Annotated in this window: 14 protein-coding genes and 1 riboswitch; of the genes, 11 read left to right on the top strand and 3 right to left on the bottom strand. The window is 72.9% G+C overall.

Going from position 1 to position 12,745, the window contains the following annotated elements; all coding sequences use genetic code 11:
- Window positions 1-98: 98 nt before the first annotated feature.
- On the bottom strand, window positions 99-701 hold the full coding sequence (locus LCE31_RS27230) for a nicotinamidase (protein ID WP_225018750.1): 603 nt from the start codon (window positions 699-701) through the stop codon (window positions 99-101).
- Between the two features lie 184 nt (window positions 702-885).
- Complete coding sequence (locus LCE31_RS27225; protein WP_225018748.1) at window positions 886-2,214, bottom strand: nicotinate phosphoribosyltransferase; 1,329 nt, start codon at window positions 2,212-2,214, stop codon at window positions 886-888.
- A 238-nt stretch (window positions 2,215-2,452) separates the two neighbouring features.
- Here LCE31_RS27225 and clpS point away from each other — a divergent pair, with 238 nt between their 5' ends.
- From clpS to LCE31_RS27180, 10 genes are all read left to right on the top strand, one after another.
- Window positions 2,453-2,758 (top strand): ATP-dependent Clp protease adapter ClpS, encoded by a 306-nt coding sequence (clpS, locus tag LCE31_RS27220; protein ID WP_225018747.1) that lies wholly within the window; start codon window positions 2,453-2,455, stop codon window positions 2,756-2,758.
- Window positions 2,758-3,363 (top strand): DUF2017 domain-containing protein, encoded by a 606-nt coding sequence (locus tag LCE31_RS27215; RefSeq protein WP_225018745.1) that lies wholly within the window; start codon window positions 2,758-2,760, stop codon window positions 3,361-3,363. The genes clpS and LCE31_RS27215 overlap by 1 nt, the downstream gene beginning before the upstream one ends.
- 371 nt (window positions 3,364-3,734) lie before the next feature.
- A complete protein-coding gene (locus LCE31_RS27210; RefSeq protein ID WP_225018753.1) occupies window positions 3,735-5,258 on the top strand; it encodes an amino acid permease in 1,524 nt (507 codons plus the stop codon).
- 117 nt (window positions 5,259-5,375) lie between these two features.
- Window positions 5,376-5,789 (top strand): Mov34/MPN/PAD-1 family protein, encoded by a 414-nt coding sequence (locus tag LCE31_RS27205; protein WP_225018743.1) that lies wholly within the window; start codon window positions 5,376-5,378, stop codon window positions 5,787-5,789.
- Window positions 5,790-5,824: 35 nt separating this feature from the next.
- Window positions 5,825-5,963: riboswitch (cobalamin riboswitch) on the top strand.
- A gap of 36 nt (window positions 5,964-5,999) precedes the next feature.
- Window positions 6,000-7,016, top strand: a complete 1,017-nt coding sequence (locus LCE31_RS27200) for an ABC transporter substrate-binding protein (protein ID WP_225018740.1) — start codon at window positions 6,000-6,002, stop codon at window positions 7,014-7,016.
- A gap of 88 nt (window positions 7,017-7,104) precedes the next feature.
- Entirely contained in the window at window positions 7,105-8,112 is a 1,008-nt protein-coding gene (locus LCE31_RS27195) for a FecCD family ABC transporter permease (RefSeq protein ID WP_225018752.1), read from the top strand.
- Window positions 8,113-8,264: 152 nt separating this feature from the next.
- Window positions 8,265-9,059 (top strand): ABC transporter ATP-binding protein, encoded by a 795-nt coding sequence (locus tag LCE31_RS27190; RefSeq protein ID WP_225018738.1) that lies wholly within the window; start codon window positions 8,265-8,267, stop codon window positions 9,057-9,059.
- A 216-nt stretch (window positions 9,060-9,275) separates the two neighbouring features.
- Window positions 9,276-9,392: a putative leader peptide gene (locus tag LCE31_RS41335; protein WP_374118567.1), complete on the top strand. Its 117-nt coding sequence runs from the start codon at window positions 9,276-9,278 to the stop codon at window positions 9,390-9,392.
- Window positions 9,393-9,617: 225 nt separating this feature from the next.
- Complete coding sequence (locus LCE31_RS27185) at window positions 9,618-9,920, top strand: MoaD/ThiS family protein (RefSeq protein WP_225018736.1); 303 nt, start codon at window positions 9,618-9,620, stop codon at window positions 9,918-9,920.
- Complete coding sequence (locus LCE31_RS27180) at window positions 9,920-10,870, top strand: PLP-dependent cysteine synthase family protein (protein WP_225018734.1); 951 nt, start codon at window positions 9,920-9,922, stop codon at window positions 10,868-10,870. Before LCE31_RS27185 ends, LCE31_RS27180 begins: the two co-directional genes overlap by 1 nt.
- Window positions 10,871-11,081: 211 nt before the next feature.
- Here the strand turns inward: LCE31_RS27180 and LCE31_RS27175 are convergent, their stop codons facing one another.
- Window positions 11,082-11,549 (bottom strand): type II toxin-antitoxin system PemK/MazF family toxin, encoded by a 468-nt coding sequence (locus tag LCE31_RS27175; protein ID WP_225018732.1) that lies wholly within the window; start codon window positions 11,547-11,549, stop codon window positions 11,082-11,084.
- A gap of 243 nt (window positions 11,550-11,792) precedes the next feature.
- On the opposite strand from LCE31_RS27175, the gene LCE31_RS27170 reads away from it, so the two are divergent.
- Entirely contained in the window at window positions 11,793-12,545 is a 753-nt protein-coding gene (locus LCE31_RS27170; RefSeq protein ID WP_225018730.1) for an MBL fold metallo-hydrolase, read from the top strand.
- Window positions 12,546-12,745 lie beyond the last annotated feature (200 nt).

The raw sequence follows: 12,745 nt of genomic DNA, 5'->3' as shown, positions 1-12,745 counted from the left end.
CCCTGGCGCCACACCCCGCCCGCCCCCCGGGTCCGCACCAGCGGCTGACGTCCCGGCCCGCGCGGGCCGTCGTGCCGGGCGGGGCCGCGCGGGGCGCCTCAGGCGGTGCGGAGGACCGGCTTGCCCGTCAGTTCGACGCCCGCCGAGGCCATGGCCTCGACCGCCCGTTCCGTCGTGCCGGGCGTGACGCCGGCCGTGAGGTCGAGCAGCACGCGGGTCGTGAAGCCCTCGCGCACCGCGTCCAGCGCGGTGGCGCGCACGCAGTGGTCCGTGGCGAGGCCGACCACGTCGACCTCCGTCACCTCGCGGGCCCGCAGCCAGTCCGCGAGGCCGAGGCCGTTCTCGTCCGCGCCCTCGAAGCCGCTGTACGCGGCGGAGTACTCGCCCTTGCCGAAGACCGCGGCGATCGCGCCCGACGCGACGGCGGGGGCGAAGTTGGGGTGGAAGCCCACCCCCTCGGTGCCTGCGACGCAGTGCACCGGCCAGGTGTGCACGTAGTCCGGGGTGGCGGGCGGCTTCGCGAAATGGTTGCCCGGGTCGATGTGGTGGTCGCGGGTGGCCACGACATGGCGGTAGCCCGCCGTCGCCTGGGCGATCAGCTCCGTGATGGCCGCGGCCACGTCCGCGCCGCCCCCGACCGCGAGGCTGCCGCCCTCACAGAAGTCGTTCTGCACGTCCACCACGATCAGTGCGCGATGCATGGCCGTAGCCCCCGTTCCGTCCCTGTCGATGGTTTCCGACCGCTTCGCGTTCATGCCTCTGTTCATGCCCCTGGGAACCACGCCCCTGGGATGCCGCCCCCGGGGACCCCGCTCAGGGAATCGCGCCCCGGGAACCCCGCCCCTGGCAATCGCGTCCCTGGGAGCCCTGCCCCTACGGATATCGTCACACGAATTCCGTGGGAAGCACGGGTTCGCCCCGTGACAGCTGGATCGCCGACATCGGCAGCCCGGCCCGCGCCGCGATGTGCCGCTCGCGCACCGTGTCCAGCGACTCGCGCGTGACGATCTCGCCGCCCTTCACCAGATGGGCCAGCAGCTGCCGATCCGCCAGCTCGGGCGGTACGGGGCCGGTGCCGACGACCTCGGCCTCGGCGACGCCCTCCGCGTCGAGCCGCCGCGCCGCCCACTTCCGGCCGCCGATCGACGTCTTGCCGCCGAGCGACTTCTTCGCCACCGGGTGCAGCGGGGCGTCCGGGTCCGACGACTGCGCACGCGCGACGATCTTGTACACCATCGAGCACGTCGGGTGCCCGCTGCCCGTGACCAGCTGCGTCCCCACGCCGTACGCGTCCACCGGAGCCGCCGCGAGCGACGCGATCGCGTACTCGTCCAGGTCCGAGGTGACCACGATCCTGGTCTGCGTCGCGCCGAGGTCGTCCAGCTGCTGGCGCACCCGGTGCGCGACCAGCAGCAGGTCGCCCGAGTCGATCCGTACGGCACCGAGCTCGGGCCCCGCGATCTCCACCGCCGTCCGTACGGCCTCCGCCACGTCGTACGTGTCGACCAGCAGCGTCGTGCCCCGGCCGAGCGATTCGACCTGCGCGCGGAACGCGTCCCGCTCCGAGTCGTGCAGCAGCGTGAACGCGTGCGCGCTCGTGCCGACCGTCGGAATCCCGTAGCGGAACCCGGCCGCCAGGTCCGACGTGCTGTTGAAGCCGCCCACGTACGCAGCGCGGGACGCGGCCACCGCCGCCAGCTCGTGCGTCCGGCGCGCGCCCATCTCGATCAGGCGCCGCCCGCCGGCCGCCGCCGACATGCGGGACGCGGCGGCCGCGATCGCGGAGTCGTGGTTCAGGATCGAGAGGATCACCGTCTCCAGGACCACGCATTCGGCGAAGGAGCCCTCCACCCGCAGGACCGGCGACCCGGGAAAGTACACCTCGCCCTCGGGGTATCCCCAGATGTCGCCGGTGAAGCGGTAGCCGGCCAGCCAGTCCAGCGTCCGCTCGTCCACGATCTCCTGCTCGCGCAGGAAGCCGAGCACGCCCGGGTCGAAGCGGAAGTTCTCCACCGCGTCCAGAACCCGGCCGGTGCCCGCCACGACGCCGTAGCGGCGCCCCTCGGGCAGGCGGCGGGTGAACGCCTCGAACACCGAGTGGCGGTCCGCGGTCCCGCCGCGCAGCGCCGCCTGCAGCATCGTGAGTTCGTACTGGTCGGTGAACAGGGCGGTGGAGGGCACATCCACCGGCAGTCCCAGGTCCGGAGTGTTCATATGCGCGATGCTACCCCCCTTACTCGTCAGAGTGACGATTTCTGTTCGGGGGTTCCGGGGGGTCCCTCCGGTCCCGCGGCCCGCGCACCCCGGTTCAGCAGGGCCGTTTGTGCGACGGGGCCCTCCGGGTGGCAGCATGGGTAGCCAAGGCTGTGAAACGCGGCACATCGTGAGGGCGCGAGGGCGAGCAGGCTCCGCGCGCCCCGTACCGGTATGGAAGAGAAGGTCGTCCCGAACCGTGAGTGTTGCTCCGAGCGAGATCACGCGCCCAGAATCGGCGGAGGAGACCTTTGCCGTTCCCGAGCCGGACGTGCCCTGGGTGACCATCGTGCACAACGACCCGGTCAACCTCATGAGCTACGTCACCTACGTCTTCCAGTCGTACTTCGGCTATTCGAAAGAGATCGCGCAGAAGCTGATGATGGACGTCCACCACAAGGGGCGCGCGATCGTCTCCAGCGGAACCCGTGAGGCGATGGAACGCGACGTACAGGCGATGCACGGCTACGGCCTGTGGGCGACGCTCTCGCAGGACCGCACCTGATGGCCGGCCACTTCGAACCCGTGGACGGCGGCGGCGCCGCGGTCGCGCTCGACGAGGTCGAGATCTCCATCCTCCGCTCGCTCACCAGCCAGCTCGCGGAGCTGATCGGCCCCGGCGAGGAGCCCGCCGAGGACGACGACCCGCTCGCGTCGCTGTTCACCGAGGGTCCGAGCGAGCCCCCTTCCGATCCCGCGCTCCAGCGCCTCTTCCCCGACGCGTACGGCGACCCCGAGAAGCAGGGCCAGTCCGACGAGGAGCGGGAGGAACTGCGGGGCTACTCCGCCGAGTTCCGCCGCTTCACGGAGAACGACCTGCGCGGGCGCAAGCGCACCGACGCGCTGTCCGTCATCCGCTCGCTCGACGCGCTGACGGCCGAGGGCCCGGGCGGCGGGGTGCTCAAGCTCACCGCCGAGGAGTCCCAGCAGTGGCTCGGCACCCTCAACGACCTGCGGCTGACCATCGGCACCCGGCTCGAGGTGACCGACGAGGACGAGGGCGGCGAGCTGTACCGGCTGCCGGACTCCGACCCGCGCAAGCCGATGGTGATGGCCTACCTCTGGCTGGGCGCACTCCAGGAGACGCTGATCGAGACGCTGCTGCCGTGACGGTGCTGCTGTGACGGTGGGGCCGTGACGGTGGTCCCGTGACGGTGGTGCCGGGAGCGGGGCCGGGACCGTGGGGCTGACACCGCCGGGAAGCGTGACCGTCGCGGCTGCCGCGGTGCCGTGGTGCGGCCCGCCGCCTCGCTGGGCCGGTCGGGGTAATTATCTGACCGGCTGGCGGATTATATGTGTGGTTTTGCGCCGCTATCCGCTGGTCTGTACTCATGACTCCCCGACCGACGGTTCCAGGACCGGCCTCAGGACCGGCGCCCGAAGAACCGGTGCCTGAAGAAGGGGCACTCGAAGAAGAGACATCCGAAGAAGAGACGTCCGACGAGGGCTACCAGCGCGGGCTCGGCGGCCGGCAGATCCAGATGATCGCCATCGGCGGCGCGATCGGCGTCGGCCTCTTCATGGGCGCGGGCGCGAACATCGCCCAGGCCGGACCCTCGATCATCCTCATGTACGCGGTCGCCGGCGTGGTGATCTTCTTCATCATGCGGGCCCTCGGCGAACTCCTCCTCTACCGGCCCGTGTCCGGCGCCTTCGCCTCGTACGCCCGTGAATTCCTCGGTCCCTTCTACGGGTACGCCACCGGCTGGACGTACTGGCTGATGTGGGTCGTCACCGCCATGGCCGAGCTGACCGCCGCCGCCATCTACGTGCACTTCTGGTGGCCCGGCATCCCCCAGTGGCTCAGCGCGCTGGCGTTCCTCGTGGTCCTCTTCGGCGTCAACCTCATCTCCGTACGGGTGTTCGGCGAGGTCGAGTTCTGGTTCTCGATGGTCAAGGTCACCGCCATCGTGGGCATGATCGTCATCGGCCTCGGGGTCCTCACCTTCGGCTTCTCCGCCGCCGGGGGCGCCGCCTCGCCCGACAACCTGTGGGCGTACGGCGGGTTCTTCCCGCACGGCGTCGGCTCCAGCCTGATGACGCTCCAGGGCGTGATGTTCGCGTACGTCGCCGTGGAGCTCGTCGGGGTCGCGGCGGGGGAGTCCGCCGACCCGCGCCGGATTCTCCCCAAGGCCATCAACACCCTGCCCTGGCGCATCCTCGTCTTCTACGTCGGCTCGCTCGCGGTCATCCTCGCCGTGGTCGACTGGAGCGAATTCTCCTCGGGCGTCAGCCCGTTCGTGTACGCCTTCCAGAAGATCGGCATCCCCCTCGCCGCCGGGATCGTCAACTTCGTCGTCCTGACCGCCGCGCTGTCCTCCTGCAACTCCGGCATGTACTCCACCGGACGCATGCTGCGCGGCCTCGCCGCCGACCGGCACGCGCCGCGCGCCTTCGGCCGCCTCAACGCGCGGCGCGCGCCCGCCCTGGGCACCGCCGTGTCCGTGGCCCTGATGGGCGTCGGGGTCGTCCTCAACTACCTCGTCCCGCGCGACGCGTTCGGATACGTCACCTCCGTCGCCACGGCCTGCGGCATCTGGACCTGGTCGGTCATCCTGCTCTGCCACATCCGCTACCGCAGGGCCGTCGTGCGCGGCCGGCTTCCCGCCTCGGCCTTCCCCGCACCGGGCGGCACCCTGTTCAGCTGGGTGGCACTCGCCTTCCTCGCCTTCGTGACCTGCCTCATCGCGTACGACAGCGAGACGCGGATCTGCCTGTACGTCGGCGCCCTGTGGGCCGCAGGCCTCATCGCCGGCTGGCGGACGCTGAAGTACCGCGAGGCCCGCCGCGCCGGAGGCCGTACGCCCGGAAGCGGTACGGGCGAGGCCCGTACGCCCGTCAGCGCTGCGGGGGAGGCCCGTACGCCGAGGAACGGCGCGGGCGAGGACCGTACGCCGGGGGAGGACCGTACGCCGGGGGAGGACCGTACGCCGGGGGAGGACGGCGCGAGCGGGGATGACGGGAGCGGGGACGGCGCCGCGCCCGCGACCGCTCCCGCCGAGTAGGCCGGGGAGCGGCCCGGCGCCGAGCCCCGTACCGCCCCGGACCCGCCGCTGACCCCCTGCGGGTACGGCATACGGCCGCCCTGCCGGGGCGCGCGGGGCCCGGCTTATATTTCCCCCATGCTGACCATCTCCCAGGACCTGCACGACCAGATCGTCGCGCACGCGCGGCGCGCCCACCCCGACGAGGCGTGCGGCGTGGTCGCGGGCCCGGCCGGCGGCGGCACGCCCGAACGTTTCATCCCGATGCTCAACGCCGCCCGGTCGCCCACGTTCTACGAGTTCGACTCCGGGGACCTCCTCAAGCTCTACCGCGAGATGGACGACCGCGACGAGGAACCCGTGATCGTCTACCACTCGCACACCGCGACCGAGGCGTACCCGTCGCGCACCGACATCTCGTACGCGAACGAGCCCGGCGCCCACTACGTGCTGGTCTCCACGGCGGACACCGACGGGGCGGGCCCCTTCCAGTTCCGCTCCTACCGCATCGTGGACGGCGACGTCACGGAGGAGGAGGTCCGGGTCGTCTGAGAGAGGGCGTCTGAGAGACTCGGCCAGACACCCATTCGAATACCGAGGCGGCAGGACCCAGGAAGCCGGTGCGAATCCGGCACGGTCCCGCCACTGTGACCGCACGGCCCCGCCGCGCACCCCGCGCGCACGCCCGTACGGAAGCCAGGAACTGGCCTGCCGCCTTCTGTGACCCCCAGGGGACGTGGACATCCCCGAAGGAGGACCCCCGTGCGGTTCGCCGTACCCCCGCGCCTGCGCGCCCTCGCCGTGGCCGCCCTGCTCATACCCGTCGCCGCCTCCGGCGCGGACTCCGGCTCCGGCGGCTCGCGTTCCGGCGCGGACTCCGGCCCGGGGAGCACCGCCCACCGGGCCGGCTTCCCCTACACCGTCACCAACTGCGGGGTGAAGACCACCTACGACGCCCCGCCGAAGCGCGCCGTCACCCTCAACCAGCACGCCACCGAGATCATGCTCGCCCTCGGCCTGAGCAGGTCCATGGTGGGCACCGCGTACCTGGACGACCACATCGCGCCCGCCTACAAGAAGGCGTACGACACGGTGCCCGTCCTCGCGAAGGAGTACCCCTCCAAGGAGCGGCTCCTCGCCGCGAACCCCGACTTCGTCTACGGCGGCTACGCCAGCGCCTTCGACGCCAAGGACGGCCGCGCCCGCGACGACCTGGCGGGCTCCGGCATCGACACCCGCCTCGACATCGAGAGCTGCGCCAAGGGCAAGGTCACCCTGGACGACCTGTACCGCGAGGTCACCGAGGTCGGCAGGACCTTCGGCGTGCCCGACCGGGCCGCCGCCTGGGTGAAGCGCGCCAAGGCGCGGGTGGCCGCGACCGCCGCCCGCCTCAAGGGCGTCAAGCCGGTGTCCGTGATGGTCTACGACAGCGGCGACAAGGCCCCGTTCACCGCGGGCGGCAGCGGCATCGGCAACGAGATCATCACCCGCGCCGGCGGCACCAACGTCTTCGCCGACCTCCCCAAGTCGTTCTCCGACACGTCCTGGGAGCAGGTCGTCGCCCGCAAGCCGCAGGCGATCGTGATCTACGACTACGGCGGCACGACCGTCGCCCAGAAGGAGAAGCGGCTGGAGGACGACCCGGTGCTGGGGGACGTACCGGCCGTCAAGAACAGGCGGTTCGCCGTGATGCCGCTGTCCAACGTCGTCCTCGGCGTGCGCGTGCCGGACGCGATCGGGGACTTGGCGCGGCAACTGCACCCCGAGACCGCGAAGTAGGCCCCGGGTGCCCGTCCGCTCCCGCCCGCCGCTCCGGCGCGGCCCCGCACGCGGGGCCGCGCTCCGTGACCGCCCCGCGCTCGGCCGGCTGCGCTACCCGCTCGTGCTCGGCGGCCTGGCCGTCGCGCTCGCCGTCGCTGTCGTCGCGGGGCTCACTCTCGGGTCGGTGCGCGTCCCGCCGTCCGAGGTGGTCGGGGCGCTCACCGGTACGGCCGCCCCGAGCCCGCTGCGGACGATTGTGCTCGACGTGCGGCTGCCGCGCGTACTCCTCGGCGCCGTCGTCGGCGCCGGGCTCGCCGTCGTCGGGACCGTGCTCCAGGCGCTCGTACGCAACCGCCTCGCCGACCCCTTCCTGCTCGGCATCTCCTCGGGGGCGTCGGCGGGCGCGGTCTTCGTGCTGGTCATCGGGGTCGGCGGGGGCATCACCACGACGGTCGCGATGCCCTCCGCCGCCTTCGCCGGATCGCTCGTCGCGCTGGCGCTCGTCTACGGACTCGCGCGCAGGGGCGGCTCCCTGACGGGCGGCAGGCTGGTGCTCGCCGGGGTCACCGTGTCGTACATCCTGTCCGCGCTGACCACCCTCGTCCTGGTGGTCTCCGCGCGGCCCGAGCAGTTCCAGGAGGCCCTGTACTGGACGCTCGGCGGGCTCGGCAGCGCCCGCTGGGGCACGCTCGTGCTGCCCGCAGCCGTCCTCGTCCTCGGCACCGGCGTGCTGATGGCGCTCGGCCGCCCCCTCGACCTGCTGCTCGCGGGCGAGGAGGGCGCGACGGTGCTCGGCCTCGACACCGGCCGCTTCCGTGCCGTGGTCTTCGTGCTCGCGTCGCTGGTCACCGGCGTGATGGTGGCATCGAGCGGCGCTGTCGGCTTCGTCGGGCTGCTGGTGCCGCACGCCGCCAGGGGCGTCGTCGGGGCGAGCCACCGCGCCCTGCTGCCGGTCGCCGCGCTCGGCGGGGCCGTGGTGCTGGTGGCCGCCGACCTCGCGGCCCGTACGGTCGCGGCCCCGCAGGACATCCCGGTCGGCGTCCTCACCGCGCTCATCGGCGGCCCGTTCTTCCTGTGGCTGATGCGCCGCAGGCCCGAGGGAGGCGCCGTATGACCCGGACGACACCCGCCGGACCGCCGACACCCGCCGGGACGCCGACACCCGGCGGGACGCCGACACCCGGCGGGACGCCGAGCACGGCCGGGGCGCCGACCCCCGTCGGGGCGCCGGGCGCGGCCGGGCCCGCGCGCCTGACCGTCGAGGGGATGACGTACGAGACGGACGGCAGGCGGCTGATCGACGGCATCGACCTCACCGCGGCCCCCGGCGAGACCGTCGGCCTCGTCGGCCCCAACGGCAGCGGCAAGACCACCCTGCTCCGCTGTGTCTACGGCACCCTGCGTCCCACCGGCGGACGGGCCCTGCTCGACGGCGACGACCTGGCCGCCCTCACCCCGAAGGCCCGCGCCCGGCGCGTCGCGACCGTGCCGCAGGACGGACACCTGGACGTCGAGCTGACCGTACGGGAGGTCGTCGCCATGGGCCGTTCCCCGCACAAGCGGTTCTGGGAGGGCGACACCGCCGCCGACGCCGCCCTCGCCGACGAGGCGCTCGCCCGCGTCGGCGTCGGCGACCTCGCGCGCCGCGCCTTCCCCTCCCTGTCCGGCGGCGAACGGCAGCGCGCCCTCGTCGCCCGCGCCCTCGTGCAGCAGCCCTCGCTGCTCGTACTGGACGAGCCGACCAACCACCTCGACATCCGCCACCAGCTCGCCGTCCTCGGCCTCGTCGCCCGCGAGTCCGCCGCCACCTGCCTGCTCGCGCTGCACGACCTCAACCTGGCCGCGTACTACTGCGACCGCGTGTACGTCCTGCGCGCCGGGCGCGTCGTCGCCGCCGGGCCGCCCGCCGAGGTGTTCACGCCCGCCCTGCTCGCCGATGTCTACGGGGTCGCCGCGACGGTCACCCGGCACCCCGTCACCGGCGCGCCGGTCGTCGTCTACTTGCCGGACGGCGATCCGGAGGCCGATCCGGGCGCTGATCCGGGCGCGGCGGTCCGTTAGCGCGTAGACCGGGGCCCGGCGCCCGAGGGCCCGTCCGGATGCTGGACCCCGGACCCGTGCGACCGCAGCCCCGGACGCCGGACAGGGCACCCGCACGGAGGCCCTCGCCTGCCCGCCGGCGCCCGAGCAGCCATGAGGTCCGCATGGCGAACGTTCACAGTCCGCGATATGAGATCACACTCCGGAACCCCGCCCGGGAATCGATACGATGACCGCATGGTTGTCCATGACATGACTGACGAGACGCCGAGCACACCGCTGCTCGTGGCGCGGCTGCACGTCGACCTGTGCCGCCTCGCGAGCGCCATCTGTCCCGGCGGCGTGTCCGGCTGAGAGCCGGGTACGCGCGCGGGCGCCGCACGCCGGGCGGCCCGGCAGCCCACCGGTGCTTCACCGGTCGGCGGACTCCGTACCGCCCAGCATCTCTTCACCGCTCCAGCACCAGCAGCCTCCCCGCGTGGGGGAGAACCGCCCGCGCCGACGCGGCGGGAAACCGGCCCCGGGACCACCGGGAACCCTCGGGGGACCGCCCCGACAGGACGACAGGAGACCGACGTCATGGCCATCGAGGTCCGCATCCCGACCATCCTCCGCACGTACACCGACGGAGCCAAGGCCGTGGAGGGCGGCGGCACCACCCTCGCCGAGCTCCTGGCGGACCTCGACACCCGGCATGCCGGCATCCGGGACCGCATCGTCGACGCCGAGAAGGGCGACCAGCTGCGCCGCTTCGTCAACGTGTACCTGAACGACGAGGACGTCCGCTTCCTGGACGGCATCGAGACCAAGGTCAAGGACGGCGACAGTGTGACGATCCTCCCGGCGGTCGCCGGCGGCGCGCTCGAAACGCGCCTGGCCTGATGCGGTACGACGCGCCGCTCGCGGCAGTCGGCAACACGCCGCTCGTCCGGCTGCCACGGCTGTCGCCGTCCGACGACGTACGGATCTGGGCCAAGCTGGAGGACCGCAACCCGACCGGCTCGGTCAAGGACAGGCCCGCCCTGTACATGGTCGAGCAGGCCGAGAAGGACGGCCGGCTCACGCCCGGCTGCACCATCCTCGAACCGACGAGCGGCAACACCGGCATCTCCCTCGCCATGGCGGCCAAGCTCAAGGGCTACCGCATGGTGTGCGTCATGCCGGAGAACACCTCGCAGGAACGGCGCGACCTGCTCGGCATGTGGGGCGCGGAGATCGTCCCGTCCCCGGCCGAGGGCGGCTCCAACACCGCCGTACGGGTGGCGAAGGAGCTGGCGGAGAAGAACCCCGACTGGGTGATGCTCTACCAGTACGGCAACCCCGACAACGCGGGCGCGCACTACGCCACCACGGGCCCCGAGATCCTCGCCGACCTCCCCTCCATCACGCACTTCGTCGCCGGACTCGGCACGACGGGCACGCTGATGGGCGTCGGCCGGTACCTGCGCGAGCACAAGCCGGACGTCAGGATCGTCGCGGCCGAACCGCGCTACGACGACCTCGTCTACGGCCTGCGCAACCTGGACGAGGGGTTCGTACCCGAGCTGTACGACGAGTCGGTGCTGACCACGCGGTTCTCGGTCGGCTCCGCGGACGCAGTCACCCGCACCCGCGAACTCCTCCAGCGGGAGGGCATCTTCGCGGGCATCTCCACCGGCGCCGCCCTGCACGCGGCGATCGGCGTGGGCCGGAAGGCGCTCGAAGCGGGCGAGAGCGCGGACGTCGCGTTCGTCGTCGCGGACGGCGGCTGGAAGTACCTCTCCACAGGCGTCTACACGGCTGCCACTACCGAAGACGCCATCAAGACGCTCCACGGCCAGCTCTGGGCGTGAGGCTGTCCGGCGCAGGACGCCGCACGGCCGGGGCTCTGGGCGTAGGGGTGTCCGGCGCAAGACGCTGCACGGCCGCCTCTGAGCGTGAGGGCGTCCGGGCCCCGGCCGCCGGCAATACCCGGTCCCGGTGACCCCGGCGGCCCGGGCCCGGGGGACCGCGGGCCGGGACGCCGGTGGCCATGGCACCGGTCGCCGCGTCCCGGACGCGGCGTCAGGCGAGCTTCCTGACCCGCTCCCACAGCGCCGGGTCCGCCGCGCCGGCCCGTCGGCGGAAGGCGCCCGCCCGCACCTCGCGCACCTCGTCCGTCTCCAGGAAACTCGCCCGGCCCCGCGCGTCGTCCACCGTTCCCGGCGGCAGCGCGATCACGCCGGGTCGCTCCTCGTGGTGCTTCGTCGTGATCTTCGCGACCCGTACGCGGCTCCCGCGCACCGACAGCACCAGACACGGCCGGTCCTTCTCGCCCGGCCCGTCCTCGTACGGCACGGCGGCCCACCAGATCTCACCGGCCCGGGGCCGCGGCGCCCCCCGTCGTACGGGAGGACGGCCCGGTGGCCTCGTCCGTATCCGCGCCCGCCGCTGCCTGCGGCTCTCCGCCGCCCGCGCCCTGCCGTCCACCACCGACGCCACGAGCGCGGCGGCCACCACCGCGATCAACGCGATCCACCACCACGAACTCATGGACCGAAGGTACCCGGAAGCCGCCAGGACACCGGGAAGAGTGGACTTGCCGGTGACTTCCCCCACAACGCGCCGTCGTGGGGAAGCGGCCTGACGGGTCGCGCCTTAGGCTCGACAGATCGAACCACCCCCGCACCACAACCGTTGAACCGCGCGACCCGCACGGAACGTGACGCTCCGCGCGCGAACCGCACCTGAACGACCCCCGTCGCCCACCATCCACGCCACGGAGGTTCACGCTCCATGAAGCTCACCGTCGTCGGCTGCTCGGGCTCCTTTCCCGCCGCGGGATCGGCCTGCTCCAGCTACCTCGTCGAGGCCGACGGCTTCCGGCTGCTTCTCGACATGGGCAACGGCGCCCTCGGCGAGTTGCAGCGCCACATCGGTCTGTACGACCTTGACGCGATCTTCCTGAGCCACCTGCACGCCGACCACTGCATCGACATGTGCGCCTACTTCGTCGCGCGCTACTACCGGTACGAGGGCGGACGCTGCGACCCCATCCCGGTCTACGGCCCCGAGGGCACCGAGCAGCGGCTGACCACGGCCTACGACGACACCCCGAGCGACAAGTCGATGAGCGAGGTCTTCGACTTCCACACGCTGAAGCCCGGCACCTTCGACATCGGCCCGCTGACGGTCCGTACGGAGAAGATGGCGCACCCCGTGGACACGTTCGGCATCCGGGTCGAACACGGCGGCAGCTCCCTCGCCTACTCGGCGGACACCGGAGCCGACGAGGCCCTCGTGGACCTGGCGCGGGAAAGCGACCTGTTCCTGTGCGAGGCCGCCTTCACCCACGGCAAGGAAGACATCGCGGGCCTCCACCTGAACGGCAGGGAGGCCGGCCGGCACGCGACGCGCGCGGGCGCGCGCCGGCTGGTGCTGACGCACATCCCGCCGTGGACGGACGCCAGGCGGAACCTGGAGGACGCCCGCGAGGTGTACGACGGGCCGTCCGAGCTCGCGGTGCCCGGCGCGGTCTACGAGCTGTAGCGCGCGCCGTGGCATCCCCTCCCCGCGAGGGGGCGCCACGGAAACCGAAGGGGGGGGGGCGGCCGGCGGCGGGGGCGGGGGGGGGGGGGGGGGGGGGGGGGGGGGGGGGGGGGGGGGGCGGCGGGGGGGGCGCCCGCCACTCCGGGGCCGCGCAGCTCAGCGAGCCGCCGCCGCAGTGCCGCCCGCGTCGGTCTTGGCGC

It is taken from the genome of Streptomyces sp. 8L (genome assembly GCF_020176795.1).
Lineage (GTDB): Bacteria > Actinomycetota > Actinomycetes > Streptomycetales > Streptomycetaceae > Streptomyces.
This window is presented reverse-complemented; position numbering and strand designations above follow the sequence as displayed.

Coding starts and splice junctions, on each gene's coding strand:
- LCE31_RS27230 (WP_225018750.1), bottom strand. CDS start 701: ATGCATCGCGCACTGATCGTGGTGGACGTGCAGAACGACTTCTGTGAG.
- LCE31_RS27225 (WP_225018748.1), bottom strand. CDS start 2,214: ATGAACACTCCGGACCTGGGACTGCCGGTGGATGTGCCCTCCACCGCC.
- LCE31_RS27215 (WP_225018745.1), top strand. CDS start 2,758: ATGGCCGGCCACTTCGAACCCGTGGACGGCGGCGGCGCCGCGGTCGCG.
- LCE31_RS27210 (WP_225018753.1), top strand. CDS start 3,735: ATGATCGCCATCGGCGGCGCGATCGGCGTCGGCCTCTTCATGGGCGCG.
- LCE31_RS27205 (WP_225018743.1), top strand. CDS start 5,376: ATGCTGACCATCTCCCAGGACCTGCACGACCAGATCGTCGCGCACGCG.
- LCE31_RS27190 (WP_225018738.1), top strand. CDS start 8,265: ATGACGTACGAGACGGACGGCAGGCGGCTGATCGACGGCATCGACCTC.
- LCE31_RS41335 (WP_374118567.1), top strand. CDS start 9,276: ATGGTTGTCCATGACATGACTGACGAGACGCCGAGCACACCGCTGCTC.
- LCE31_RS27185 (WP_225018736.1), top strand. CDS start 9,618: ATGGCCATCGAGGTCCGCATCCCGACCATCCTCCGCACGTACACCGAC.
- LCE31_RS27180 (WP_225018734.1), top strand. CDS start 9,920: ATGCGGTACGACGCGCCGCTCGCGGCAGTCGGCAACACGCCGCTCGTC.
- LCE31_RS27175 (WP_225018732.1), bottom strand. CDS start 11,549: ATGAGTTCGTGGTGGTGGATCGCGTTGATCGCGGTGGTGGCCGCCGCG.
- LCE31_RS27170 (WP_225018730.1), top strand. CDS start 11,793: ATGAAGCTCACCGTCGTCGGCTGCTCGGGCTCCTTTCCCGCCGCGGGA.